Source organism: Paenibacillus thailandensis (assembly GCF_042685365.1).
GTDB lineage: Bacteria > Bacillota > Bacilli > Paenibacillales > Paenibacillaceae > Paenibacillus_AP > Paenibacillus_AP thailandensis.
Genome location: NZ_JBHUMY010000023.1, coordinates 101,299 through 127,541, shown reverse-complemented (window position 1 = coordinate 127,541; position 26,243 = coordinate 101,299). Strand labels below are relative to the sequence as shown.

Below are 26,243 nucleotides of genomic sequence, written 5' to 3'. Positions count from 1 at the left end.
ACGAACGCCAAAATGCAAAAAAGAGACGGTCTCCCGCCTCATCATGAAGAATGATGTCAACTTCATTGAAAAAGAAGGCTGCGGCAAGCCGCAGCCTTCGCATCTTCATTATCCGCTTCCCGTTACCCCTTCGAAGCGCCGGACGTGAGCCCGTGCACCAGGAAGCGCTGCAGGAATACGAACAGCAGCGTAATCGGAACGGCGATCAGCACCGCGCCGGCGGCGAACATCGTAAAGTTGCTGTTCTGGTACGAGTTGACCAGATCCCACATGCCGACCGCCAGCGTCCAGTTCTCCTTCGTCCGCAGCACCAGGCGGGCGAAAATAAAATCGACCCAAGCCCCGGTGAAGCTCATCAGCGCGATATACGTCAGCATCGGACGGGAAAGCGGCAGCATAATGCGCGTGAACACCTGCCAATGGTTGGCGCCGTCGATGCGGGCCGATTCGTCCAGACTGCGCGGAATCGTGTCGTAAAAACCTTTGATGACAAAGCCGTTGCCCAGCACGGACCCGGCCGAATAGACGAGAATAAGCGCGAAATGCGTGTCCAGCAGGTTCAGCTGCAGCAAGAAAATAAAAATCGCGATCATGCTCATGAAGCCCGGGAACATCCCCAGCACCAGAAGCAGCGTCAGAAGCGATTTCCTTCCCCGGAAGCGGAAGCGCGACAGCGCGTACATGCTCATCGTCGTCAGAATCGTCGAGAAAATCATCGTCAGAAACGCGATTTTTAACGTGTTTACGTACCAGGTCCCGTACATGAATATTTTCGACGTAAACAGCTCGCGGTAATGATCGAGCGTCCACACCTCGGGAATCAGATGCTCGCTGTACAAGGAGCCGCCCGGCCGGAACGAGGACAAGACGACCCACAAGGCCGGATAGATCGCGCACACCGCGATCAGAATCAAGACGACATAGCTGAGCGAAAGCCGCATAACGCCCTTTTTCATTGGATCATGTCCTCCTCTTTAAACGACTTGGTGCGGCGGTAATTGTAGATGGAGAACGAAGCGATCAGAATGAAGATGATGATGCCGATCGCGGACGCCATATTGAACTGGTTGTTGTTGAGCGACAGCTTGTAGAGCCACGTAACGAGCAGGTCCGTGCTGCCCGCGTACTGATAGCTTCCGTTGACCGGGTCGCCGCCCGTCAGCAGGAAGATGATGTTGAAGTTGTTGATGTTGCCCGCGAATTGCGTTATAAGAATCGGCGCCGTCGAGAACAGCACGAACGGGAGCGTGACGATCCGGAACTTCTGGTAAGCCGATGCCCCGTCCACGTCCGCCGCCTCGTACAGGTCCTTCGGAATGGCGGTCAGCACGCCCATTATAAGCACCATCGAGACCGGGATGCCCACCCACATGTTGACGACGATAACCGTAACTTTCGCCCAGAGAGGGTCGGTCAGCCATGGCAGGCCGCCAAGCCCGAAATACGATAAATATTGGTTGATCGGGCCGAATTGGCCGTTAAACAGGTTTTTCATAATCAGCATCGAGATCAGCTGCGGAATCGCATACGGCAAAATAAAAATCGTTCTCCACAGCTTCTTGAACCGTACGCCTTTCTGTTCGACCAGCAGCGCGACAAGCAAGCCGCCGAAATAAGTGGTGACGGTCGCCACGACCGCCCATATGAGCGTCCAGGCAAATACGCCAAAAAACGTATGGCTCCACGTCTTCATCGTCAGCAAATTGGCGAACGTTTCAAAGCCGACCCAATCCACCAGCTTGGCCGGAGGAATGTGATTCGGCGCGGCATAGTTCGTAAACGCCAGCAAAATCATGAACAAAATCGGCATGATCGTCAGAAACAAAATGCCGAGGCCCGGAAGCGTCAGCAGCAGATGCGGGAAGTTCCGGTCCAAGACGTAAGCGAGCGTCTTCCGGAAATTGGCCGGCGACTCTCCCCGGTCTCTGGCCGCTCCCGTCTTCGTCGCATCCTTCACGTTCATCACGTAAATAACAATAAAGATAGCGAATATGAGCAGCGTAATAAGCCCGTTAATGAGCAGAAAAATCGAATGGTCTCCGGCTACTTGCTGCGTCAGTCCGTTGATCTTCTCCATGCGGGTCGTATTTTCGCCAAGCGTCGCGACGCCCCAGACGGCCGTCCCCAAATTCGGCACGAAATAGGCAAGGGCGGCCGCTTCAAGCAAGACGAGAATAAGCCCTTTGATCAACTGTCGGTTATATAGTTGCCCGAGTCCCATAAAGAGCACGGATAATACGGCTGCGGTGTTGCGGTGACGGTTCATGCCGTTTTGCTCCTCCCCCGTGACGTTCGGAACCCGCCATGCTTATGCCGCCTGGCGGGTCACCGTTATGAATGCTTTTGACAATGTCGTATATTTTCGTCTATCTGCGGCCGTTACTTGGCAGCCGTTCCGCCGTTTGCGTCCTTGATTTGCTGCACCGCGTTGTCGAGTGCCGCTTTCGGATCTTTGCCGTCGTTCCATACGTCGGCGAACGCCGCGCCGATCGGCGTCCATACGTTGCCCATCTCCGGAGCTGTCGGCATCGATTGCGAGTTGTTGAACTGCGCGAGGAAGCCTTTGGTCGCTTCGTCGTTCTGAATGGCCGGATCGTTAGCCGCTTCCTTGTTGGCCGGAATCGCGCCCGTCATCTTGAAGTCGAGAAGCTGCGATTCCTTCGAGCCGAGGAAGTTCGCCAAGAGGCGGGCCGCCTTCGGATATTTCGAATAAGCGTTAACGTACCATGCTTTGACGCCCGAGAACGATACGGTCGAATTGCCGTTAATCGTCGGGAGCGGAGCTACGCCGATGTCGAGTCCGGCGTTTTTGTATTCGCCGATCGTCCAAGGACCGTTGATGTCCATCGCCAGGCTGCCGCTCGTGAACAGCCCTTTCTTAATGTCGTACGTAATGTCGCCGGAATTCATCGGCAGCAGGCTCTCTTTGAGCGAAGCGAAGTAGGTCATGCCTTGAACCGCCGCATCGTTGTTCAAGCCGATGTCTTCCGCGTTCTGGCCGTTGTCGCCGTACACATAACCGCCGTTGCTCGCGATGAACATATAGTTGTAATAGAAGTTTCCAAGCTCCCACATGATCGCGTATTTGTTGGCGGCGGGATCGTTATACGTTTTTGCGAAAGCAACTACGTCGTCGAACGACTTCGGCGCTTCCTTTACAAGCGCTTTGTTATAGATGAGCGTATACGTTTCGACCGAACGCGGATAGCCGTACAGCGTGCCGTCGTAAGAGACGGCATTAACCGCGACTTCGGAATTTTCTTTTCTCGTTTGCTCCTCGAAGAAATCGTTCGGGAGCAGCAAGCCGGCAGGCACCGCCGTGCCGAGGTTGTCATGGGCGAACGATACGACGTCCGCTCCAAGGCCCGCAGGTCCGTCCGTCGTCAGCTTTTTCACTTGATCCGGGCCTTCGACCTCTTCGATTTTGACCGGAATGCCGTATTGCTCCGTAAATTTCTTCGTCATTTCCTCCAAATAAGCGCGTTCCGATTTGCTGTCCCATACGACGAGCGAAGCGCCTTCTTCCGGCTCCAGCTCCGCCGTCTCTCCGCCCGCTCCGGCCGAAGCCGTCGGCTCGGCAGAAGCCTCGGAAGTCGGCGCGGCCGTATTGCCGCCGCCGTTGCTTCCGCCGCATGCCGTTACAACGAACAGCGAGGCGAGCAGTGTCATGACCAACCATTTTTTCATGCAGAAATCCCCCTCCAAAAAATAAATGACTGAATGAATCATGCATTTGCAAGAACGTTTGCTTTTCGCCGGATCAGCTTCCGGCCCGAACGCGGCCGTAAGCCCGGACGAATTTTTTCCGAATAAACCGCTTTCACTTTGAACGCCACGCCGAACCGAAGAGCGCGGTCCAAGGAGGCCTTGCCCGCAATTCGTTTCGAACGGCTGTCCCCTTTACGTTTTCGGCCTTAACCCCGCTCCAAACTGCGATTTATGGCGCAAATCCGCAAAGTGAGGAAAAGCTATGCAAACGTTTGTCCAAAATCGTGCAACGTTGCATTCAAACCTTTGAAACTAGTGCTTTTCGACCGTTTTTCATGGTTTATTTTGGTATGAAAGCGTTATATTCTTGGCTTCATCATACAACACGGCACGAATGTTGTAAAAACGTTTGCACAAGTCTTTTTCCGGGTAAAAATGAGCAAAATCTTATTCTCTCTCGTTTTTTCTTCTTCGAGGTCAGTTTTTCGCAATTTGTGCAACGATTTCCGCTGCTTTATATTTACAGAAGACAGCGTTTGCATTACGATGAAATGAAGTTATACAAACGATTGCACACATAAGGGGTTTTATCCGATGGTAACGATAAAAGACATTGCAAAAGCTGCGGGGGTGTCGCCTTCCACCGTGTCGAGGGTCGTCTCGAACCACCCGCGGATCAGCAAGGAGACATCCGATAAAGTGAAGCGGATTATGGAGGAAATGGGCTACCACCCGAACGTGATGGCCAAAAGCCTCGTTTCCAAAACGACCCGGACACTGGCGATCTTGCTGCCAAGGCCGGCCGAAGAGATGTTCCAGGATTTCTTCTTCGGCGAGCTGCTGCGCGGCATATTGACCCAATCGACGCGCGCCGGCTACGATATGCTGCTTACGGCCGCAACCAGCGAGCAGGACGAGATCGATACGGTCGCCCGCCTTGTGCTCGGCCGCCGGGTCGACGGCGTCATCTTGTTGTCTTCCCGCGTCAACGATCCGCTGATCGATTATTTGAACGAGCGGGATTTCCCCAGCGTCTTGATCGGCAGAGCCGACAGCTCGCACGAGAACATGCTGTGCGTGGACAACGACAACGTGCAGGCGGCGTTCGACGCGACCCGGCATCTGATCTCGCAGGGGCACGAGCGGATCGGCTTCGTTAGCGGACCGCCCAATCTGACGTTGTCGCACGACCGGATGCAAGGCTACTTGAAGGCGCTGGAGGAGGCCGGGCTGAAAGCGCGGTCGGAGTGGATCGTCGAAGGCGAGTTTCTGCAAGAAAGCGGCTACCGGGCGATGTCCTTCATCATGAGCTTGCCGGAGCGGCCGACCGCCCTTGTCGTCATCGACGACGTCGTCGCCTTCGGCGTGCTGCGCGGCTTGACCGAGCTCGGCTACAAAGTGCCGAAGGACTTGTCGATCGTCAGCTTTAACAACATTACGCTTTCCGAGCTTGCGTCGCCGCCGATCAGCTCGGTCGACATCGGTACGTACCAGCTCGGCTATACCGCCTCGCAGCTGCTTCTGCGGATTATTCAAGAGGAACCCGTTCACCAGCGCCGGATCGTTATCCCGCACAAGCTGGTCGTCCGGGACTCCTCCATCTCGATCGCACCCAAAAGGAGCTGAATAGATGAACGCCAACAAACCTTATCTCATCGACGCCGTCATCGGCAATTCCCGCATGCTCGCTACCCTTGGCCGCACGGGACGGCTGTACCGGCTGTGGTGGCCGCACATCGATCTGCCCCAGCATGTCGACGCCATTCGGACCGGCATCCGGCTCGATGAGCCTAAGCGGCATGGATCCGTCTCGTGGTTCGACGATCCGGACTGCGGCTGGAGCCATGAAGCCGCTTATGTCCCAAGCACGAATATACTGCGGGTAACCGCCCGTTCGAACGGTCTGCCGATTGCCGTCGAGAGCGATCATTATGCCGTTCCGGGCCGGGACGTCCTCATCAGGCATTACCGGTTCCGGAATACGGGAAGCGAGACGTTGTCGTTCAGCTTCGTACAATATTCGTCGTTTCTCGTGGCCGAGCATTCGCTTTACAACACGACCGCCTTCCATGAGGAGACGGACTCGCTCGTCCATTTCCGCCACCATTATTATTTCGCCGTCGCAAGTCCGCGAGACTGCTCGGGCTTCCAGTCGGGGAGCGCCTGGCAAGCGGCCGAGGCCGCGGAGCTGAACGGCAACGGCATCGATATGAAGCCGGACGGCGCCGTCCTGTGGCGGATCGAAGGACTCGCTCCCGGCGAAACGGCTTCCGTGCCGGTCTACATCGCGGCCGGCGAGACGGAAGCGGACGCTTTACGCGCCATGAGAGAAGCGAAGGAACGGACCGCCGAGGAGTGGTTTAACGATACGGCCGATTACTGGCGCCATTTCGTCGCGGCTTGCGCGCCTTGCCCTTCCGACAGGCCGGCGTTTAAGGAGCTTTACGAGCGTTCGCTCCTGACGTTCAAGCTCATGTCCGACGAGCAAACGGGCAGCATTATCGCCGCTCCCGAATTCGACGAGACGTTTTCGCGCTGCGGCGGCTACGCCTACTGCTGGGGACGGGATGCGGCGTTTATTACGACGGCGCTCGACCGCTCGGGCTTGTATGAGCTGTCCGACCGTTTCTACGATTGGGCGCTGACGTCGCAATCGCCCGACGGCTCGTGGCAGCAGCGGCATTATCACGACGGAAGCCTCGCTCCGTCCTGGGGGCTGCAGATCGACGAAGGGGCTTCGATCCTGTGGGGAATGTGGGAGCATTACCGCGTCCGGCAGGACGGCGGTTTTGCCGAGAGGGTATGGCCGGCGGTCCGTAAAGGCGCCGACTTCCTCCTCTCCTTCCTCGATCCGGAGACGGGGCTGCCGAAGCCGAGCATGGACTTGTGGGAGGAGCGCAGCGCCTCGCATACGTATTCCGCGGCGGCCGTCTACGGCGGCTTGCAGGGCGCGGCTTCGTTCGCGCAGCTGCGCGGCGAAGCGGAGCTTGCAGCCGCGTGGCGGCGAGCGGCTGCCCGCATCGCCGCCGTTATCGAAGGCGGGCTGTGGAACGAAGAGCGCGGTTCGCTTTATCGCGCGCTCAACCTTGCCGTCGGGAAAGAGCAGTTCGAGGAAGCGGCTGCAGCCGGCAAGACGGGAAGCGTGACCGTGTCGGCCAAAGGCTACGAGACGTTCCGGCTGAAATACGATCCGGTCATCGATATCAGCCTGCTCGGCGTATCGGTGCCGTTCGGCGCAATGCCGGCCGGGCACGACTATATGCGCCGCACGGCGGACGCGGTCGAGCAGGCGTTGACCGTCCCCGGCGTCGGCGGCATCAAGCGTTACGAGAACGACCATTATATCGGCGGCAACCCTTGGATATTGACGACGATATGGCTTGCCCACTACCGCTTGCAATGCGGCGAGATCGAACGCGCCGATGCGCTGCTGCAATGGGCGGTGAACCATCGCACCGAGCTGGGGCTGCTGCCCGAGCAGGTAGACAAGAACACCGGCGAGACCGCATGGGTCGTGCCGCTTACTTGGTCGCACGCCATGTTCGTGCTGGCGCTGTTTATGCTGAAGGAAGCGAAGGCGTCCAGCGGCGCCGAAAGCGCAGCTCAGTCGGGATAAAGATCGGGCGGCGGTTCCGCTTGGACGGGCGGTTCCCAGTCGCCTTCATTTACCTGCATTTCTGCCATTAACGTCCGTTCAACAAGCGGACGCGCAATAACGGAGGGTCCTTAGCTTAAGGACCCTCCGTTTTGCGTTGCCGGTACAACGTATGCGGCATAGGCGATCGGCCGGAACAATTTTCCCGAACGTTCCATTCCGAACGGCCGCTGCGCGGCCGCCCGTCATCCTTTCACGGACGTATTCGAAATGCCTTCGATAATGAACCGCTGTCCGAGAACGAACACGATCAGCATCGGAATAATGCCGGCGGTTGCCGCGGCCATCATCCCGTTGTAATCGATGTTAAATTCGAGGATGAAGTTTTGCATGCCAAGCGGCACGGTGTACAGCCGGCTGTCGGTCAGGAACACGAGCGCGTTCTCGTAATCGTTCCAGCTCCAGGAGAAATCGATAATCATAAACGTCGCGAGCGCCGGCTTGGCCAGCGGAAGAATCAGCTGAAAGAAGCTGCGCACATGGCCGGCTCCGTCGATAAAGGCCGCCTCCGTAATTTCCTTCGGAATGGCCATAAAGAACTGGCGCATGATGAACACGCCGAAGATGCTGATGAGGCCCGGCAGAATAAGCGCCCAATGCGTATTGTAGATGCCCGCCCAATCGAACATGATGAACTTCGGCACGAACAGCACCTGCGGCGGGATCATCATCATGGACAGATAAAGCAGGAACAGGCCGTCCCGCCCTTTGAACTCGATTCGGGAGAAGCCGTATGCCGCCAGCGACGAAAGAAAAGCCGCTCCCAGCACGCTTGTTATAGAAATTTTAAGCGAATTGGCGTAATAAGTGACGAAGCTTTGCTCCCCGGTCCACACTTTGACGTGATGCTTCCATTCCGCATGCTCCGGTATCCAGCGAATCGGATAAACGAACACTTCCGACGGGCTTTTGATCGACGTGCTGAGCATCCACAGGAACGGGACGATCATGAGCAGGCCAAGGGCGAACATGATCAGCGTCGCCGCGCTTTTTTTCCACGAAATCGATAGATCTCCGATCTTCATCTTCCGCTCATCCCCTTTCCTCTAGTAATGCACCCATTTCTTCTGCCCGTACCATTGAATGAGCGTAATGGCGAAAATAATCGCGAACAGCACCCAGGAAATGGCGGAGGCGTACCCCATCTCGTAATAGCTGAAGGCGGTCCGGTAGACGTACATCGCTACGGTGGTCGTGCTGTTGCTCGGCCCGCCTTGCGTAATCGCCTGGATGATGCCGAACGTCTTGATCGACATGATCAGTCCGGTCACAAGCAGCAGGAAGGTCGTCGGACTGACAAGCGGCCAGACGATGTACCGGATCGTCGTCCATCTGCGCGCTCCGTCGATCGTGGCGGCCTCGAGCAGATCGTTCGGAAGCTCCTGCAGGGACGCCAAATAAATGATCATGAAGTAGCCGAGCATATACCAGATCCATATCAAATCGATCGCGTACATCGACGTTTCGGTCGTGGAAAACCAGCCCGGAGGATTGCCGACGCCGACCGCGAGAAGGAAATTGTTGATCGGGCCTTCGGACGGATGGAACAGCAGCATCCAGACGAACGCGATGGCGATGCCGCTTGTAATGTAAGGCATGAAGAACATCGCCCGCAGCAGCGATTTGAAATAAACGCTTCTGTTCAGAATAAGCGCGACGAAAAAGGCGAGCGCAATCGATACCGGAATGGAAGCGAGAAACAACAGCGTATTGGTCAAAGACTGGTAAAACACCTCGTCGCGAAACAGCCTCGCGAAGTTGTCGGCCCCGACGAACCGGGCAGGCGGCCCCGCGAACCGGTAATCGGTAAACATAAGGCCAAACGAAATGATGGCCGGAACGATAAAAAACAGCAGCACCCCGAGCAGATTCGGCGCGATGAACAATACGCCGATCCACCGTTCTCTTTTTCTCCAGTTTCGTGCCATTCGAATCCTCCTTAAGGCTATGAACCGGGACGATTGTTGCGCCTGTGTGCGGTAAAAACGAGCGAAGGAGGAAGAGGCCTCGCCCTTCCTCCTTCCCGTTTAATTCGGACGATCACTTGTTGCGCTGAATAAACTCGTTATGCCGCTTCGCCATGTTGCCCAGCGCCGTATCCAAATCGGATTGGCCGAGGAAATATTTCTCGTATTCTTCCTTCCGCAGGTCGACAACCTGCTGGTCAAGCGTGCGGACGAAGGTCGGAAACTCGCCGAAGACGACTTTCATAAGCGAATCCTTGTCGTACGTATCCTCTACGCCTTTCAGCAGCAGACCGATCGCCTCCTCGGCATTCACCGCGTTCGAGGACGGAATCCGCCCGCCGGACGCCATCGGCATCATCCCGCCGTCGGCGTACCACTTCAGAAACTTCCAGGCCGCTTCCTTGTTGGGAGACTTCGGATTGATGGAGATGACGTCGCCAAGTCCGCCCGGATATTTGTAATCCGGCTGATCCTTCGTAATCCGCGGCAGCGTGGCGAAAGCGATCTTGAAATCCCGCGGGTATTCCTGCAGGTTGTTCGAATTGCGGAAAATAAATTCGCCTGCGTTCAGCATAGCCGCCTTGCCTTGGAGGAACATCGTATCGACCGGCATCTTCGTCGTTAGCTGCTCGCCATAGGCGGGCGTCGATTTATCTTCGAACATCATGCCGTACAGCTGTTCGAACGCCTTCTTCATGAGCGGATCGTCCAGATTGGACGTGCCGTCCGGCTTCGTCTCGCCGACGGAAGCGAGCCCTGCGTCAAGCGATGACGTGAAGACCGCCTCGTGCTGCAGGAAGCCCCATCTTTCGCCTTGCTGCAGCTTCGCCGCGTAGCTTCTCAGATCGTCCCACGTCCAGTCCAGCGGAGGAAGCGGCAGACCGGCTTCGTCGAGCGCATCCTTGTTCAGCCATACGAACGTCATGTTTTTCTTGGTGGGCATGCCGTAATAAACGCCGTCAATCTGCCACAGCTTGGCGTCCGGGCCCATCTTCTCGTCGATGTTGTAATCGGTTAATTCGCTTAAGTTGGCCGCCAAGCCGGCCTCCATCCTTTTCATCAGTCTGGACAGATCGTAGTTGACGTACAGATCGGCTCCTTGTCCGGTCGTGAGCGCCGTATCGAGCTTCATGTTCCCGGCGTCGTCGTTCACGAAGCGCTCGTATTCGACTTGAATGTCTTTGTTCTCGGCGTTCCAGGCGTCCACGACGGCCTGCGGGCCCGCTTCGGCCGGAACCCCTCCCCAGAACTTGAGCTTGATCACCTTGTCGCCGGATCCGCCCGTTCCCGATCCTCCGCCCGCCGAGCCGCATCCTGCGGCCAGCGCCGCAACCAGCAGCAATCCTATCGCTGTCGCCATCCATCGTTTCATCTTTGTCATCCCCTTTCTCTCTGGCTTTACTATAGCAACTTCCGCCCGGCGGAATAAGAAACGCATTTTAGCGATCAATAGAACGTTTTTTGGGTCATATTCCTATCTATATAAGTTGGAACTTAAAATTCGAAGGCCATGTCATTCCGACAGGGATTCCCTTTCTTCATTCCATTAGGCTTAGTCAAGGGGAGCTCATGAGGTTCAACATCTATAGAATCTATTCGGGACGACCGCCGGCGTGCTGTTTCCGGTAGACGCTGGGCGTAACGCCGGTGAACCGCTTGAAGATCTTAATGAAATAATTGTCGTTCATGAAGCCGACCCGCTCCCCGATCCCGCTCACCGAGTCGCCGGTGTGGGTCAAGTAGAAACGGGCGGCGTCCACCCGAAGGCGCATCACATATTGCGTAAGGGTATAAGAGGTTTTCCTTTTGAACAGGTCGCTCAAATAGCTCGGGTCCATCTTGACGTAAGCCGCCGCCGTCGCCAGCGTCACGTTCTCCCGGTACGATTCGTTCAAGTAGTCGATCACTTTATTGATCTCCGGATGATCGGTTGCCGCTTTCGTCTCCTCGGGGAGAGCGGACAGATAGCTCTCGAGCCGCTTGAAGCGGCCCAGCTTCTTCAGCTCCGCATCGACCTTCTCCAGCATCTGCTTGAAGGAGGCAAGATCCATGGACAGCTTCAGCATATAGCTCGAAGCCCCGAATTCCAGCGCCTGCCGCGCATATTCGAATTCGTTCATGCAGGTGAGCATCACGAAGCGGCAGTCGTACCCCGCTTCGCGCGCCTTCTTCAGCAGCTCCACGCCGTCCATTGCCGGCATCATGATGTCGGTAATGACGAGATCCGGACGGTAGCGCCCGATCAGCTCCAGCGCCTCCTTCCCGTCGGCCGCTTCTCCGACGACCCGGAATTCCGACTCCGACCGGTGCAGCAGCGTCTTCACATAAGCTCTTGCCTGAGCCTCATCCTCCACGACGATCGCCGACCATGCCATGCTCGTTCCCTCCTTCGGCATATGGCGTCGAGAGCAGCAGCGGAATCGTAATCCGCGCCATCGCTCCCTGCTCCATTCCGAGCAGCTCGAGCGAAGCTTGCCGCCCGAAAAGCAGCTCCAGACGCTCGCGAATATTTTGTATGCCGATGCCTTTCCGTTTGCGGTAAGCCTTCGGCCCGGGCGCCAGTCCGCTCCCGTTGTCCTCCACCTCCAGCATGAGGCATTCGCTTCTCCGGTACGCCCGCACCTTGATCAAGCCTTCCCGCCGGGCGGCAAAGCCGTGATAAATGGCGTTCTCTACGAGCGGCTGCAAAGTCGCCTTCGGCACAAGCGCATAGCGGAAGGCGTCCTCAAACTCGTATTCGATCGCGAATTTATGGCCGTACCGGATATTTTGAATGAAAATATACGCTTGAACGAGCTCGATCTCGTCCTTCAGGAAGATCATGTCGACCTCCAGGTCGAGACTGACCTCGAGCAGCTTGCCGAGCGAGACGCAGATGTCATGCGTTTCCTCGTCGTCCTTGCTTAAGGCGATGCATTTGATCGTATTCAGCGTATTGAGCAGAAAATGCGGGTCCATCTGCGACAGCAGCACCTGAAAGCGGACCGCCTGCCGCTGCCGCTCCTCCAGCCTCAGCCGCCCGATCAGCTTGTTCATGTCCGCCATCATCCGGTTAAAGCTGCGCGATAAGGCGGCAATCTCTTCCGCCCCGCGCCGGTCCGGAAGGACGGTTCGCCCGAGGTCCGCATCGGAGATGTTCTCCATCTTCTTCTGCAGCTTCTTCAGCGGGCTGGTGATCGCCGTCGTGATCCAGTAAGTCATCCCCATAAAGGCGGCGCTCAGAAGCAGCAGGGTCATAAAATATTTCCCCCTCTGCCGGTCGACCTCGCCGTACAGCCTATCGAGCGGAACTTCCTTCACCACGTACCATTGCAGCTCGGACAAATAGCCGTAATTGTACATCGATTCCGATCTCCCGCGAATAAGCAAAGGGCCGGGCTCCGCCGTATCGTCAAGCAGAGCCGCCGCCTCCGCCGGGAACGAAGCCCCGGGATTCGATTGCTGAATGACTTGGCCGGCCCGGTCGACGATAAAATAGTTCTGCCCGTCGTCCGGTCCCGCGGTCTCCGCCCTGAACCACTGCATATAATCGATGCTGATCCGCGCGATGCCGACCGGCTTCAAGTCTTCGTCCTGAAAGGCCGTGTTCAGCGTAATGACGTAAGGGCTTCTGGAAATGTCCCGCGACACGTAATTGGAATCGCTGCTCTTCCACGTATACTTCCGGTCACCGGCCGCGCTTCCCCGCGGCGCGAGCGTCTCCAGCAGCCGGCCGTAATCGAGCTGGTCCTCCGGGAGGAACGAGGTATAGACATGTCCTTCGAAATCGATCAGCGTATAATACACTTGCGTGCCCGACAAAAAGAAGCTGTTGCTGATGCTTTGGAATTTGCTTTCGATCAGCCGTTTGCGCTCCAGCGCGTCGTATTGCCCGGGAGAAGCGAGTATGCCCGACACGACCGGATCCTGCTCCAGCAGAGTCGCCGTCTTGACGGCGATGCCCATCATGCTTTCGAGCGACTGCAGCATGGTCGCCAAGCTCTCCCGATCCTGCTCGCTGATCCGGTCCCGCATCAGCTTCTCGATTTCCTGAAAGTTATAGACGGTCATGATCGTATAGGGAAGAAGAAACATCACCCCGAAGGCTGCAAAAAGCCGCGTTTTCAACTGGCGCGGAACAAGCTTCCGCAGCAAATGCACCTATAACGCCCCCTTTTATATGCCTCATCTCGGCGAAACGGCGATTTGGTCGAACACGGCCGTTTGGGCATACGTCCGCAGTCCGATATAGCCTTGCGGCAGACTGGAATCGCGGACGCTTATTTTTCGCACGCCGTTCAAGTAGCCCGTAAGCGAATCCCCCTTCAGCTCGAACCGCAGCAGCTGCCACGTGCCCGGTACGGCGAGCATGTCGGCTTGCCCGAGCTTCGTCCAGCTTTGCCCCAGCTTCTTGTACAGCTGCAGCTTGCTTTGCGTATAATTGATGCGCAGCGTATACATGCTCGACAGATCGCCCGCCGCCCGGGCGACCAGCCCCGTGGACGACTCGTACGTCCCCGCGTCGTACGCTTTGACGGCCGCCGTAACGGCGACATTCGCGAACATTTCCGCTCCTCTCGTCTCCGCGACGCAAATGCAGGTCTGCTTGAGCACCTTCGACAGATCGTCCGCAACCGTCCAGTCTCCGCTAAGAGCGGTCCAATTGCCGGCGTTGCCGCTCTGGAAGCCGTCGCCCGACAAGGCGGGCTCCAGCATGACGGCGTCCGCCCGGTGGTTGCCGCCGCCGGCGACGAACAGCCTTACATATTCGGAGCCGGTTCCGGCCAAATAGACCGTTTCGAGCAGCCGCCAATTGCCGCCCGCCAACGTCGTTTGGTCGATCGTCGTCGCGCTTGCGCCGCCGTTATGGGCTATCGTATAGGTTGCGTTTAATGCGGAAGTCTGGTGATAGGGATAACGGACGTAGACGTTATAATAACCCGGTCCCGGCGCTTCCAGCTTCCAGGTTGCCGTACTGCCGGCCGTGCTGCTGTAGCGGGAGCTTCCGCCAAGGCTCCCCGGCAGCAAGCTGGGGCCCCAGGTGCCCGTCTCCGAATAGCCGCTGTCGCCGTTGTCGACGACCGTTACGCTTTCCGCCCGCACCGGTCCGATCACGTTGGAATAAGCCGAGTACACCCCTTCCGCATTGACCGCGCGAACCCGGTAGTAGTATGCGGCGCCCGCTTCGGCCGAAGCGTCGTCGAACAGCGGAACGGCGGCGGTGTAGAAGCGCGGAACGGCGACGTCGTCCGTAATGCCGCTGCCGACAACCTCCCAAGGGCCGGTTGCGGCCGTCGCCCGCTCTACTTCATAACTTTTGGCAATCGGCACGCCTCGCCACGAGATCGCATGTACGGAATCGGAAGGGAATAGAACGGGGGCATCGGGAGCCGGCAATGCCGGAACGGATTCGTTATTGATCGAATAACTGAACCGGCGAAGCAGCTCGGATACGGCGCTTTCCTCCGCCCAATCGCCGCTTGGAAAACCGGGATAACGGACGTAGCTCCATCCGTTAAGCGGCGGCCAGTGCCAGCCGCCCAGCCGATGATGGGGCATTGCTCCCCAGAAAAGCGCGCCGGCCGTTCCGTTGCTATGCACAAGCTCCAAAAGCTCCTCGGTTTCCGCCGCCGTATAGTCGCCGAATTCGCCGATGATAAGCGGCTTTTTGCCGATTGTTGCGGCTCTCCATTCCTTCAGCTTCGCCATGGTGTCTACATTGTGGTACGTATAAATATGAGGATCGATGAAGTCGATATTACTGTCGGTCAGCGCATTCGCCCGAATGCCCTGGGCGCGGACATATCCGCCGTCCCCGACGAGATGGTTCGGATCCAGACTTTTGATATAGGCGGCCATCTCGCTCGTCCAGCCGTCCGTGGAGAGCAGCTCGTTTCCCAACTGCCATGCCATAATGGCTTTATCGTTTTTGTATGGTACATTCGTATACGTATTGGTCCGGTTGACGACATAAGCGATAAAATTTTTGAAGTCCTGCTTGACGTCCGGGTCGGTGTAAAACTCGCTTTCGGTTTTGCCGCGGAAAGCCGCCCAATCGGCCGTGCCGCCAACGTAATTATACCTGTCGACGAAGGGGACGATAAGGCGCACATTGTACTGGTTTGCCGTTTGAAGAATTTTGTCGAATAGCTTGAATGCGCTTTCATTAAAATCGTCGGGTCCCATCACATGACGGAACGTGCCGGGCGGATCGCTGCTCATCTTGACCTCGAACGGATACAGCCGAATGACGTTCATGCCGGCCAAGCTGGCGGCCTTGATCGCATCCTCGATCTCCGCCGGATCCGTCCACGACCTCGCAAGGAACGGAACGTTGCTGCCCACGAAGCGGAACGTCTTCGTCCCGTCCATGAACCGATCCCCGCTTCTTGTAATATAATTCGTAAACTCCGCTTGAACCGTCCCTACTTTTACGGTAAAAAAGACAACGACCGCTAGCACAAACAAGGAGCACAATTGAAGTATCGTTTTCATGCAGCATACCTCCATGCAAGCGCTTTCATATTTTTGGGATGGTTATGCCTTCCCAACTCCAATGTATCACGCTGTCCAAGGAGGATTAACGATCGATTTTTGGTTATCGATAGAACGAAATTTGGATCTGCGAACCGCCGGAGCAGCGCAGATCCAAATTCGGGCTTGTGCCGCTATTGGTTATGGCCGGAGGGCGATGCATAAACCCGGATTTCCACAAGCTCCGCCCTTTCTCCGCCGTTGGAGGCCAGGAAATCGACCTTGAGGCGCTTCGTTCGGACCGCGCGATCCGGCCGGTGGACCCGTTTCCGCTTATGATTGTCCGTCACCTCGGCGAGCGGCGTCCAGCCGCCGCCGTCCCACGCGCTGATCCGGTAATCGCGCACGATTTCCGGAATCGCTTCGAACGGGGTCCGGTGATGATGCAGGTTGATCAGATCTTCGTTGACGTCGTCGTTGAACGTCAGATGAATTTCGCTAGGCTCAAGCTCCTCCTCCCATTCGAGAACCAGCCACTCGCCGCCTGCATCGATCGGCTGCTCCGAGCACCACGAGTGCGGTCCGCCGTAAGGGCGAACGATACCGTCTGCGACGTGGCGGGCGGCATAAGCCTCGGTATCCGGCGTAACCCGAAAGCACACGGGCTTTCGAACGAGCCCGCGCATGCTCCATTGCACGACCGGCTGATCGGGCTGCCGATCCTCCAGATCCGCCGAGACGACGGGCTTCTGTCCTTTCAGGAAGCATAAAACGCCGGTCAGCGGGCTGTCGGACATATACAGCGTCACCGCTTCGTTCGCTTTCACGATGACAAAAGCGTTCTGCGGGCCGTCCGGCCGCCACGGAAGCGCCGCGCTTATCCATTGCCGCTCCCCGCCCGCCACCTCGACGGCGGCGCTTGCAAGCCGGACGGCCGGCACGTAATTTTCCGCACGGCCCGTACTCCACAGCTCCAGCTCCAGCGTCGCGGCTTTGCTCGCATCGAGCAGCAATTCGAAGGTCCGCACCTCGGGGTCGACCGGGAACAGAATGCCGACGTCCCGGCTCAGAGGCAGCCGTTCCGCCGGTTCGTCGACCGCAATCCGCTTGAGGACGCTCGAGCAGACGATACGCGCGGACTTGGCCGCGTCGGCCGGGTCGTTGCCCGCGATCCCGATAATCGACGCGTCCTGGCGAAGCATCGTCTGTTGCAGCTCGCCGATATGCTCGGCTGCGAGCTGTCTAGGCGTGACGCCTTTCCGGGCGCATAAAGCGGCCGCGCTCCCCGCCGCTTCGCCCATGACGGCGCAGGTCGCCATTACCCGCGTCGTGCCGAACGCGACGTGAGTCGCGCTGACGTTCCTCCCCGCGAACAGCATATTGTTGACGTTCGCCGAATAGAGGCTGCGGAACGGGATGTGGTAAACGCCGTCGGCGTACATATGCTTCGAGCCGCTTTCGGACGCATACATCCCTTGCGGCGGATGAAGATCGATCGACCATCCGCCGAACGCGATTCGGTCCTCGAACGGCGTCTGGGCAAGAATATCGTTCTGGTGAAGAATGTAATCGCCGACGAACCGGCGGTATTCCCGCTTGCCGGGGACGGAGCCGACCCATTCGAGCGTCATATGATCCGCGTCGAATTTGCCGGAGTTTTTAATATAATCCCAAATGCCGTAAATGACGGCCCACAGCTCGTCGCGTATCCGCTCGTTGTCGTGGACGGTATCGAGCTCTCCGCCCCATTCGATCCACCAATAATGGCAGCCCGAATCGCCGCTGCGGATCACGCGCTTCATCGGAATGGACGTCTTCGTAATGTCTTTGGCGAAGCTCGGCGGGATATATTTCACCGGATGGCCCGCATCCTTCGAATAAAACAGCAGCGTGCTGCCGAGCGTAATGTCGTCCGCTTCCTCCGGCGCCCATTCCTCGTCGAACTCATGCCGGGCTTCGCGGCCGAGCCGAAATTTCGCCCCCGCCAGAAACCCGACAAGCCCGTCGCCGGTGCAGTCCAGATAGATACCGCTTTCAAAACGAATCCGCCGTTCGGACCCCATCATCCAGCCCGTAACGGAACGGATGACTCTCTCCTCCTCGGGACCGTCCGCTTCGACCTCGTGAACGTCCGTATTGAGGAATAAACGGATATTTTTTTCCGCCAGCACCGTCTCCAGCACGACCGTATCCCAAATATACGGGTTGCCGTCGGGATTGCGGAATTGGTTCTCGACCAGCATTTCGCCCATAATGCCGGTCTCTCTCGCATAACGGTTTACGCCGTGGGCCGTCGCCCCGCACACCCACACCCGGACCTCGCTGCTGGAGTTGCCGCCGAGCACCGGCCTGTTCTGCACGAGCGCGACCGTGCTTCCGAGCCTGGCCGCCGCGACCGCCGCGCAGACGCCCGCAAGTCCTCCCCCGATGACGGTCGCGTCGCATTTTACAACCTCATGCTTCATGATGATAACCTCCTAAAGGTTTTTGTGAATAAACGCCCGAATGAGGGCGTGGAACAAAAATCCGCTTCGAAAGCATTCGCTTGGTTTTTGTGAATAAACGCCCGAATGAGGGCGTGGAACAAAAATCCGCTTCGAAAGCATCTGCTTAAGCATATCGTAGGTTTCATCATAGACCATTGTATTTTGCTTGAACATGCACTAACTTATCAATTAAGCATATACTTTATTTCATCGATTCCAGACAAGGAGGAAATGATGGCGCACTCTGCTCTAAGCCTATATCCGGCATTGATCAATTATGTGTATTGGAAGGAAAAACAATCGTTCTTGTACGAAGTGGATACGTATGAGGACTGGGTCATGTTCGCCGTCGAAGAAGGCGCCTTCGCTTACGGCATCGACGGAGAGGAAGGAACCGCCGCCCGCGGAGAGGCGGTAATTTGCCCGCCCGGCGTCCCGTTCCGTCGGCGGGTACTGGCCGGCTTGACGTTTCATTTCATTACGTTCTCGCTCAAGCCCGTGGCGGATGGCGCCATACCGGACAACCTTCTGCCGAAACCCGGGCGGAAGACGAAATTCGAGTACCGTCATTCGCGCCGCCAGTACGACAATTTCGCCGGCCTCGTCTCCCGTGCCGGGAGAACGGATGCAACCGAGGCGGCCGCCAGACACTGGGCCAATCATCTTCTAAGCGACATATGGCTTACCTTATGGACGGATGAAGAAGCGGCGGCCGGCGGACAGGAGACCACGGAAGACGCGGATGAGCTGATGGCCGAGGCGTCGGCTTATATCCGGCGGCATGCGTTCGGCGAAATGAGCATGAAGCGGCTGGCAGACGAGCTCGGTCTGAGCCAGGTGCAGCTGACGCGGAGATACCGGCGCGCGTACGGCATGACGCCGTCCGAGCATCTGGCGTCCATCCGTCTGGATAAAGCCCGAGCCTTGCTGATGGAGACCGATCTCCCGCTTGAGCGGATTGCCCGCGAATGCGGCTACGAGAACGGTTTTTACTTAAGCCGGGTATTTTCGAAGAAGATGAAGATCAGCCCGTCCGAATTCCGGAAATTAAACCGGCTCTAAGACGGCGGCCGCACTGGGCGATCCGCTTCCATGTATTTGGAACTATTAAGAACATCCCGTTTAAAGACGATTTATATAAGAGACCTTCTGTCCTTCCTTGTTAAAGGAAAGGACGAACCGCTTCGGCGTATTTTTTAAAGCCGTCGTTTACTCTATAAGTTGAACGAATGAACTTCCTTGACTAAGCCAAACGGAATGGAGAAAGGGAATTCCCTTGAGAGCGAGTTTGGGCTTTAAGTTTCTGCTATCCGAAGGCCAATTCCATGAAAGAAACTTAAAACCGGATGTCTGAAGCTTCAAGGGAATCCCTTTCGGAATGGAATGGCCGTCAAAGTTTAGTTCAACCAACTTGGTCTGCGGCGAGGGTTGACAAAATTCTTTTTTATTTTATAATGATTATAAACAAGAATTTAGATTTAGTCTAAAAATACAGAGGAACGGAAAGGAAGATGCCCGATGGCAAACCGCATTCATGAAGTATTGAATCGTCAAATCGCAAACTGGAGCGTGCTGTATGTAAAGCTGCACAACTATCACTGGTACGTGAAAGGGTCGCAATTTTTTACGCTGCACGAGAAATTCCAGCAACTGTATGAAGAAGCCGCTTTGCACGTGGACGAGCTTGCCGAGCGCCTGCTTTCGCTGAAAGGACAACCGATCGCGACGATGCGGAACTATCTTGAAGCTTCTTCGATTAAAGAAGCGACCGGCGAAGAGAACGCCGTTCAAATGGTCGATACGCTGATCGGCGACTTTGAAACGGTCATCGAGGAGCTGAAGGCCGGCATGAGCGCGGCGCAGGAAGCCGGGGACGAAACGACGGCCGACATGCTGCTGGCCATCCACACTTCGCTAGAAAAACACGTCTGGATGCTTAGCGCCTTTAACGGTCGCTAAAAGAGCTTCGCGGCATTAACATTTAAAAGGTGGAAGCATTAACGGCTTCAATTCCCGATCGGCTCCGCATAAGCGCTCGGCATGATCGAGGACGGACAACGGGGCTTTACTTGCAAAAAGAGGTTGAACCCAAGCGGCGGAAGCCTGGTTCAACCTCTTTCGTTTGGATGGGGCGGCTTTACGCAAGCTTTATAGTGCAGGAGCCTGCAAGCTTGTCCGCCCAGTAAGCCTCCAGCACATCGCCGTCCTGCAGCGCGGCTACGCCGGCAGGCGTTCCGGTAAAGATCAAATCGCCTGCGCCAAGGCCGAAGCGCCCGCCGATATGCCCGATCAACTGCGGAATATGGAACAGCATATCGCGGCTGTTGCCGCGCTGCGCCTCTACGCCGTTTTTGACCAACGCAAACTCGTGCTCCTGCAGACGCTCCCACCCCGGGTACGCCAGCCACTCGCCTAGCGGCGCCGAGCTTTTGAAGCCTTTGGCGTCGAGCCAAGGATGCCCCTTCGCTTTCAGCTTGCTCTGCACGTCGCGCAGCGTCAAATCAAGCCCAAGCGCCATAGCGTCGATGCATTCGTCCGCCGCCATGCCGGATTGATAGCTTTGGCCGACGCGCAGCACGATTTCCAGTTCGAAATGAATCTCTCCCCGGTCTCCGGGAAGCTCGATCGTCCGCCCGTCCATCGGCACGGCCGCATGGGACGGCTTGGTAAACACCATCGGAGAATCCGGCACTTCGTTTCCAAGCTCAAGCGCATGCAGACGGTAATTCCGCCCGATGCAATAAATATTGCGAATCGCCTCAGCCATCTTATCCTTCCCCTTTCGATCCATCATTTGCTGCCGTTAAATGCAATTATGCAGGTACAAATAGCGGATTTACCTGCAAATGGCCGTTTAAATGCGGAAGTGCTGTTAAATTTGCAAATTATGCCCCATCGCTGCTTTTGTGTTAGGTTTTAACTGCAGATTTGCATGATATCCGCAAAAATGACGATCTAATCTTTTTTTCAAATGCATATATGCAGTTATTGCGGTTATTCCGGTGCAGCGGCACGCTTTCTATTGGTGCGCAGCTTCAACCGCGCCGCGTATTATTTCTGCGCGGCAATCCGCTCCGCCAGCTCGTTCAGTTCCGTCCAGCGGTCCAGCAATTGCTCCAGCTTTTCCTCCAGCTCCTGCTGCTCCCGCACGAGCTCCTGCAGCTTCGCCGAATCGCTCCCCGCCGCTTCCATTGCCGCGGCCACCGCGGCAAGCTTCGCTTCGGCGTCCGCAATCCAGCCGTCGATCTGCTCATAATCTTTTTGGTCCTTGTACGACATTTTGAGCCGCTTCTCCCTGCCGTCGCTCCGCGTCTCCGTCTCCGCGCCCGCTTCCTTGCTTCCGGCGGCGGACGCGGTCTTCGCCGAACCGGCGGCGGACGGCTGCGCTATTGCCGCTTCCTTCGCCTGTTTTTCCGCATAAGCCTGATAGTCCGTATAATTGCCCGTATGAAGCGTAATGACGCCGTCGCCTTCGAAAGCGACGATTTTGTCCACGGTGCGGTCGAGGAAATAACGGTCGTGGGATACGACGAACACAACGCCCGGGAACTCGTCCAAATAATCTTCCAAGACGGTAAGCGTCGCGATATCCAGGTCGTTGGTCGGCTCGTCGAGCAGCAGTACGTTCGGCGCGCTCATGAGCACCCGCAGCAGCTGCAGCCTGCGCTTCTCCCCGCCCGACAGCTTGGAAATAAGCGACCATTGCATCGCCGGAGGAAACAGGAAGCGCTCCAGCATTTGCGCAGCGGATACGCTCACGCCGTCCCCCGTCTTCACCTGCTCCGCTTCTTCCCGGATATATTCGATGACGCGCAGCGACTCGTCCATCTCCTCGTGCTCCTGCGAGAACCAGCCCAGCTTGACCGTCGGGCCCAGCTCGACTTTGCCTTCGTCGGGCTCCAGACGTCCGGCGATCAGCTTCATCAGCGTCGATTTCCCGCTGCCGTTCCGGCCCACGATGCCGACCCGGTCCTCCGGCACGGCGATATAGCTGAAATCGCGGATCAACGTACGGCCGGCGTAGCTTTTCGATACACCCTCCAGCTCCACGATTTTGCGGCCCAGCCGGGCCGAAGCGACGGAAATGTCCAGCTTGCCGCCCGCCGCCTTCGGCGCTTGCTTCTGCAGCGCTTCGAAACGTTCGATCCGCGCTTTTTGCTTGGTCGTGCGCGCCTTGGCGCCGCGCCGGATCCACGCAAGCTCATTGCGGAGCAGATTTTGCCGCTTCGCTTCGGACGCAGCCTCCCGCTCCTCCCGCTCCAGCTTCAGCTCCAGAAAGCGGCTGTAATTCGCTTCATAGAAATAAGCGCGCCCCCGGTCGAGCTCGATCACCCGGTTGCTGACGCGGTCGAGGAAATACCGGTCGTGCGTAATCATCAGCAACGCGCCGCGCCGCTTCTGCAGCATCCCTTCGAGCCATGCGACCGACTCGTTGTCGATATGGTTCGTCGGCTCGTCCAGGATGAGGATGTCGGACGGCTGAAGCAGCGCCGCGGCCATCGCGACCCGTTTGCGCTGGCCGCCGGACATCGTTTCGACGCGCGCGTCGTAATCGGCAATGCCGAGGCGCGACAGCGCGGTCTTGGCTTCGCTTTCCAGCTGCCAGGCGTTCAGCTCGTCCATCCGCTGGTTGGCCGCGACAAGGCGCTCCTGCAGCGCCGCATCGCCCGGCTTCAGCTCCAGCGCCTCCAGCGCCGCCGCATACTCGCGAACCGCGCGCAGCTGCGGCGAGTCGCCGCCGAGCACATGCTCCAGCGCCGTTTCGCCCGGCGCAAACGCCGGGTCCTGCGCCAGCATCCGGACCGTCACCCGGCTGCCGATCGCGATCGAGCCGGAATCCGGCGGCTCAAGACCGGCGATCACCTTCAGAAAGGTCGATTTCCCGGTGCCGTTAACGCCGATAATCCCGATTTTGTCCCCTTCCTCCACGCCGAAGGTGACGTCCTCGAACAACGTTTTCTCCCCGTAGCTTTTTGTAATATGTTCAACGGATAATAGATGCATTGCCATAACCTACTTTTCTTTTGCATATTGCGGCTTCCCGCCCAACCGTATCATATCATAATCCGCCCGGGAGCACCTCCCCCCTCGGTTTGCCCCCCCACTCTCTTCGTTCCCGAAGAAATTTGGTTCGTTTGAATTCGGATTCCCGGCATCTAACGGAACTGAAAAGCCTTATTCATTCGATTATGATCCTATTTGAAATCTAACGGAACGGAGAAGCGTTAATACCCGCATATCAACAATAATCGGCTTCAAAAAACCGAATAGAGGCTTTAAATTCCGTTAGCATCCCGATTGTCCTCGAATCTCCAGGAATAAGGCAGCTGAGTTCCGTTACGGTAGAATACAGGATGAAACATGCACTTCTGGTCAAGATCCGCCGAATGATGCAGCCAAACCGAAACGGAATGCGAAGCAAGGCTCTGCGGCTTATTCCGTCCGCATCAATCGCTGGTCTGATCGGGGCCTAGTCCAACCTGTAAAAGTAGCCGCTTAGCTCTCGGTTTACTTGTTCTGCAGGAGGAAGAGCTTACGTTTCGAGTATATTTCAACAAAAAAGACGGGAGCGGAACCCCGCTCCGGTCCCTCCCGTCCTTCTATGCTGTCTTACAGATTGCCGATCATTTTCTCCGGACGAACGATTTCGTCGAATTGCTCGGCCGTCAAGAGGCCGCTTTGAATGGCCGATTCTTTCAGCGTCAAGCCTTGCTTGTGGGCGTTTTTGGCGATTTTGGCCGCGTTCTCGTAGCCGATATGCGGATTGAGCGCCGTCACGAGCATCAGCGATTGCTCCAGATTGCGCTTGATCACCGGGATGTTCGGCTCGATGCCAACCGCGCAATTGTCGTTGAAAGACACCATGCCGTCCGCCATCAGCGCAACGGATTGCAGGAAGTTGTAGATGATTACCGGCTTGAATACGTTCAGCTCGAAGTTGCCTTGGCTGGCCGCCATGCCGATGGTCGCGTCGTTGCCGATCACTTGGCATACCGCCATCGTCAGCGCTTCGCTTTGCGTCGGGTTCACTTTGCCCGGCATAATCGAGCTGCCCGGTTCGTTCTCCGGAATCGTAATTTCGCCGATGCCGCAGCGCGGACCGCTGGCCAGCCAGCGGACGTCGTTGGCGATCTTCATCAAGTCCGCCGCAAGCGCCTTGATCGCGCCATGCACGTATACGATATGGTCGTGGCTCGTCAGCGAATGGAATTTGTTAGGCGCCGTCACGAACCTTTTGCCGGTAAGCGCGCTCACTTCCTCCGCCACTTGCGCGGCGAATTTCGGATGCGCGTTCAGTCCCGTGCCGACGGCCGTGCCGCCAAGCGCAAGCTCGCGCATGTCCTCGAGGCTGTTCACGATCATGTTGCGCGATTTCTCCAGCATCGCATGCCAGCCGCTGATTTCCTGGCCAAGCGTAAGCGGCGTCGCGTCCTGCAAATGCGTACGGCCGATCTTGACGATGTCCGCGAACTGCTCGTATTTCGCTTTCAGCGTGGCCGACAGCTTGTCGATCGCCGGAAGGAGGCGGTCTTCGACGGCGATGATGCCGGCAATATGCATAGCCGCCGGGAACGTATCGTTCGAGCTTTGGGACCGGTTAACGTCGTCGTTCGGATGGATGCGGACCTTGCTGCCGCGCTCCTCCAGCAAGCGGTTCGCCCGGTTCGCGATCACTTCGTTGACGTTCATGTTCGTTTGCGTGCCGCTGCCGGTCTGCCATACGACGAGCGGGAAGTGCTCGTCCCATTGGCCGGACAATATCTCATCGACGACTTCGCCGATAACCGCGGCCTTCTCTTCTTCAATCATGCCGATTTTGGCATTGGCCAAAGCGGCCGCCTTTTTGACGTAGGCCATCGCATAGACGGCTTCGATCGGCATCCGCTCGCCGCTGATTTTGAAGTTTTGCAAGCTGCGCTGCGTCTGAGCCCCCCACAGCTTGTCCGCGGGAACTTGAATTTCGCCCATCGTATCCTTCTCAATTCGGAATTCCATTGCTTGACTTCCTCCTCATCGCTAAGCGTACTACTTCTACTTTAACCTTAACGAGATAACGATTTCAAATATATGTTTGAGATGATACTCATCTGCTTCGGAGCGCTTTCAGCGTCCCGTCCCCTTCTTCAATCCGGCAAAAAACGGCCCGCTCGTCCGGCTGCCCGTTCGGGGCGTGCATCGCCAGCATCAGCTCCCCGCCGAAAGCGCGGAACAACATGCCGTGGCCGCCGTCCTCCGGAAGCAGCGGTTCCGGGTCGTGCGTCCAAGGTCCAAGCGCCGTGCCCGACTCCGAACGGGCGATGCCGATCGCGTAGCCGTGCCGGGACATGCTCGACCAGAGCATCAGCAGCTCGCCCGAGGATAAGCGGTGCAAATACGGCCCGTCGGTGACGTATACCGTTCCGTCCTGCCCCGCGACCGTCCACGGCGCTTCCGAAGCGCGGAACAGGACGACCGGCTCTCCGGCGGCCTCGCGCAAGTCCCGGGTAAGCGGCATCGCCGCCATCCTGCCGTCCTTCACCTGCAGCCACTCGTGGCAAAACACGATCCACGGCGTTCCGTCCCGTTCGATATGCAGCGTTCCGTCGAGACATTCCCAATCGCGCGGCGTCACCGGCTCGCCGGCAAGCGGCTCGAACGGGCCCAGCGGCCCGTCCGCCGCAAGCACCTGAGTGCCCCGCCGCTTCTCCTCCGACTTGAAGGAAGCGAACATATAATACCGGCCTTCGTACCGGTACACCTCCGGCGCCCAGAAATGACGGTCGGCCCAAAAGCCCGCCTTCGGACGAAAAGCGGGGTAAGGCCCTTCCCAATGCTCCAAATCCCGGCTGCGGTAAACGTCGAAGCCTGTAGCGGGGCCGCTCCAGACATTCCCGTCCGTCGTTCCGTACAAGTAATAATAACGGTCCGTCTCCTCCGCCAGCACGAAAGGATCGCGAATCCGTATGTCCGCCCGGTGCGGCATCGCGTCGTCCC

At 57.4% G+C, this 26,243-nt stretch carries 18 protein-coding genes; 4 read left to right on the top strand and 14 right to left on the bottom strand.

What is annotated here, in order from left to right:
• Positions 1–122: 122 nt before the first annotated feature.
• From ACFSW5_RS18165 to ACFSW5_RS18155, 3 genes are all read right to left on the bottom strand, one after another.
• The gene (locus ACFSW5_RS18165; RefSeq protein ID WP_379276065.1) at positions 123–956 is read right to left on the bottom strand and encodes a sugar ABC transporter permease; all 834 of its coding nucleotides are present in this window, start codon (positions 954–956) and stop codon (positions 123–125) included.
• On the bottom strand, positions 953–2,266 hold the full coding sequence (locus ACFSW5_RS18160; protein WP_379276063.1) for a carbohydrate ABC transporter permease: 1,314 nt from the start codon (positions 2,264–2,266) through the stop codon (positions 953–955). Before ACFSW5_RS18160 ends, ACFSW5_RS18165 begins: the two co-directional genes overlap by 4 nt.
• A gap of 113 nt (positions 2,267–2,379) precedes the next feature.
• The gene (locus ACFSW5_RS18155) at positions 2,380–3,687 is read right to left on the bottom strand and encodes a sugar ABC transporter substrate-binding protein (protein ID WP_379276059.1); all 1,308 of its coding nucleotides are present in this window, start codon (positions 3,685–3,687) and stop codon (positions 2,380–2,382) included.
• Positions 3,688–4,302: 615 nt separating this feature from the next.
• Here ACFSW5_RS18155 and ACFSW5_RS18150 point away from each other — a divergent pair.
• Complete coding sequence (locus ACFSW5_RS18150) at positions 4,303–5,334, top strand: LacI family DNA-binding transcriptional regulator (RefSeq protein WP_379276057.1); 1,032 nt, start codon at positions 4,303–4,305, stop codon at positions 5,332–5,334.
• Between the two features lie 4 nt (positions 5,335–5,338).
• A complete protein-coding gene (locus ACFSW5_RS18145) occupies positions 5,339–7,324 on the top strand; it encodes a glycoside hydrolase family 15 protein (protein ID WP_379276055.1) in 1,986 nt (661 codons plus the stop codon).
• 224 nt (positions 7,325–7,548) lie between these two features.
• Here ACFSW5_RS18145 and ACFSW5_RS18140 read toward each other — a convergent pair whose 3' ends face one another.
• From ACFSW5_RS18140 to ACFSW5_RS18110, 7 genes are all read right to left on the bottom strand, one after another.
• Positions 7,549–8,388, bottom strand: coding sequence for a carbohydrate ABC transporter permease (locus ACFSW5_RS18140; protein WP_379276053.1), 840 nt, complete (start codon positions 8,386–8,388; stop codon positions 7,549–7,551).
• A 21-nt stretch (positions 8,389–8,409) separates the two neighbouring features.
• Positions 8,410–9,291, bottom strand: a complete 882-nt coding sequence (locus ACFSW5_RS18135) for a carbohydrate ABC transporter permease (RefSeq protein WP_379276050.1) — start codon at positions 9,289–9,291, stop codon at positions 8,410–8,412.
• A 112-nt stretch (positions 9,292–9,403) separates the two neighbouring features.
• The gene (locus ACFSW5_RS18130) at positions 9,404–10,702 is read right to left on the bottom strand and encodes an ABC transporter substrate-binding protein (RefSeq protein WP_379276048.1); all 1,299 of its coding nucleotides are present in this window, start codon (positions 10,700–10,702) and stop codon (positions 9,404–9,406) included.
• Between the two features lie 220 nt (positions 10,703–10,922).
• Positions 10,923–11,705 carry a response regulator gene (locus ACFSW5_RS18125; RefSeq protein WP_379276044.1) on the bottom strand — a complete coding sequence of 261 codons (783 nt, stop codon included), beginning with the start codon at positions 11,703–11,705 and terminating at the stop codon, positions 10,923–10,925.
• Entirely contained in the window at positions 11,674–13,470 is a 1,797-nt protein-coding gene (locus tag ACFSW5_RS18120; protein WP_379276041.1) for a cache domain-containing sensor histidine kinase, read from the bottom strand. Before ACFSW5_RS18120 ends, ACFSW5_RS18125 begins: the two co-directional genes overlap by 32 nt.
• Positions 13,471–13,494: 24 nt before the next feature.
• Complete coding sequence (locus ACFSW5_RS18115; protein WP_379276039.1) at positions 13,495–15,804, bottom strand: golvesin C-terminal-like domain-containing protein; 2,310 nt, start codon at positions 15,802–15,804, stop codon at positions 13,495–13,497.
• A gap of 173 nt (positions 15,805–15,977) precedes the next feature.
• Complete coding sequence (locus ACFSW5_RS18110) at positions 15,978–18,248, bottom strand: FAD-dependent oxidoreductase (protein WP_379276037.1); 2,271 nt, start codon at positions 18,246–18,248, stop codon at positions 15,978–15,980.
• A 255-nt stretch (positions 18,249–18,503) separates the two neighbouring features.
• On the opposite strand from ACFSW5_RS18110, the gene ACFSW5_RS18105 reads away from it, so the two are divergent.
• Complete coding sequence (locus ACFSW5_RS18105) at positions 18,504–19,331, top strand: helix-turn-helix domain-containing protein (RefSeq protein ID WP_379276035.1); 828 nt, start codon at positions 18,504–18,506, stop codon at positions 19,329–19,331.
• A 456-nt stretch (positions 19,332–19,787) separates the two neighbouring features.
• Positions 19,788–20,228, top strand: coding sequence for a Dps family protein (locus ACFSW5_RS18100; protein ID WP_379276033.1), 441 nt, complete (start codon positions 19,788–19,790; stop codon positions 20,226–20,228).
• Positions 20,229–20,406: 178 nt separating this feature from the next.
• On the opposite strand, the gene ACFSW5_RS18095 is transcribed toward ACFSW5_RS18100, so the two are convergent.
• The 4 genes from ACFSW5_RS18095 to ACFSW5_RS18080 all read right to left on the bottom strand — a co-directional run bounded on the left by ACFSW5_RS18095 (position 20,407) and on the right by ACFSW5_RS18080 (position 26,232).
• Positions 20,407–21,036 carry a fumarylacetoacetate hydrolase family protein gene (locus ACFSW5_RS18095; RefSeq protein WP_379276030.1) on the bottom strand — a complete coding sequence of 210 codons (630 nt, stop codon included), beginning with the start codon at positions 21,034–21,036 and terminating at the stop codon, positions 20,407–20,409.
• 284 nt (positions 21,037–21,320) lie between these two features.
• Positions 21,321–23,273 carry an ABC-F family ATP-binding cassette domain-containing protein gene (locus ACFSW5_RS18090; RefSeq protein ID WP_379276193.1) on the bottom strand — a complete coding sequence of 651 codons (1,953 nt, stop codon included), beginning with the start codon at positions 23,271–23,273 and terminating at the stop codon, positions 21,321–21,323.
• 606 nt (positions 23,274–23,879) lie between these two features.
• Entirely contained in the window at positions 23,880–25,265 is a 1,386-nt protein-coding gene (fumC, locus tag ACFSW5_RS18085; protein ID WP_379276028.1) for a class II fumarate hydratase, read from the bottom strand.
• Positions 25,266–25,353: 88 nt separating this feature from the next.
• Entirely contained in the window at positions 25,354–26,232 is an 879-nt protein-coding gene (locus ACFSW5_RS18080) for a glycoside hydrolase family 43 protein (RefSeq protein WP_379276026.1), read from the bottom strand.
• Positions 26,233–26,243 lie beyond the last annotated feature (11 nt).

Bases quoted from the DNA above. Each gene is read 5' to 3' on its own strand.
- ACFSW5_RS18135 (WP_379276050.1), bottom strand. From the start codon at position 9,291: ATGGCACGAAACTGGAGAAAAAGAGAACGGTGGATCGGCGTATTGTTC.
- ACFSW5_RS18095 (WP_379276030.1), bottom strand. From the start codon at position 21,036: ATGGCTGAGGCGATTCGCAATATTTATTGCATCGGGCGGAATTACCGT.
- ACFSW5_RS18165 (WP_379276065.1), bottom strand. From the start codon at position 956: ATGAAAAAGGGCGTTATGCGGCTTTCGCTCAGCTATGTCGTCTTGATT.
- ACFSW5_RS18130 (WP_379276048.1), bottom strand. From the start codon at position 10,702: ATGAAACGATGGATGGCGACAGCGATAGGATTGCTGCTGGTTGCGGCG.
- ACFSW5_RS18105 (WP_379276035.1), top strand. From the start codon at position 18,504: ATGGCGCACTCTGCTCTAAGCCTATATCCGGCATTGATCAATTATGTG.
- ACFSW5_RS18150 (WP_379276057.1), top strand. From the start codon at position 4,303: ATGGTAACGATAAAAGACATTGCAAAAGCTGCGGGGGTGTCGCCTTCC.
- ACFSW5_RS18125 (WP_379276044.1), bottom strand. From the start codon at position 11,705: ATGGCATGGTCGGCGATCGTCGTGGAGGATGAGGCTCAGGCAAGAGCT.
- ACFSW5_RS18115 (WP_379276039.1), bottom strand. From the start codon at position 15,804: ATGAAAACGATACTTCAATTGTGCTCCTTGTTTGTGCTAGCGGTCGTT.
- fumC (WP_379276028.1), bottom strand. From the start codon at position 25,265: ATGGAATTCCGAATTGAGAAGGATACGATGGGCGAAATTCAAGTTCCC.
- ACFSW5_RS18100 (WP_379276033.1), top strand. From the start codon at position 19,788: ATGGCAAACCGCATTCATGAAGTATTGAATCGTCAAATCGCAAACTGG.
- ACFSW5_RS18140 (WP_379276053.1), bottom strand. From the start codon at position 8,388: ATGAAGATCGGAGATCTATCGATTTCGTGGAAAAAAAGCGCGGCGACG.
- ACFSW5_RS18160 (WP_379276063.1), bottom strand. From the start codon at position 2,266: ATGAACCGTCACCGCAACACCGCAGCCGTATTATCCGTGCTCTTTATG.
- ACFSW5_RS18110 (WP_379276037.1), bottom strand. From the start codon at position 18,248: ATGAAGCATGAGGTTGTAAAATGCGACGCGACCGTCATCGGGGGAGGA.
- ACFSW5_RS18090 (WP_379276193.1), bottom strand. From the start codon at position 23,273: ATGCATCTATTATCCGTTGAACATATTACAAAAAGCTACGGGGAGAAA.
- ACFSW5_RS18155 (WP_379276059.1), bottom strand. From the start codon at position 3,687: ATGAAAAAATGGTTGGTCATGACACTGCTCGCCTCGCTGTTCGTTGTA.
- ACFSW5_RS18145 (WP_379276055.1), top strand. From the start codon at position 5,339: ATGAACGCCAACAAACCTTATCTCATCGACGCCGTCATCGGCAATTCC.
- ACFSW5_RS18080 (WP_379276026.1), bottom strand. From the start codon at position 26,232: ATGCCGCACCGGGCGGACATACGGATTCGCGATCCTTTCGTGCTGGCG.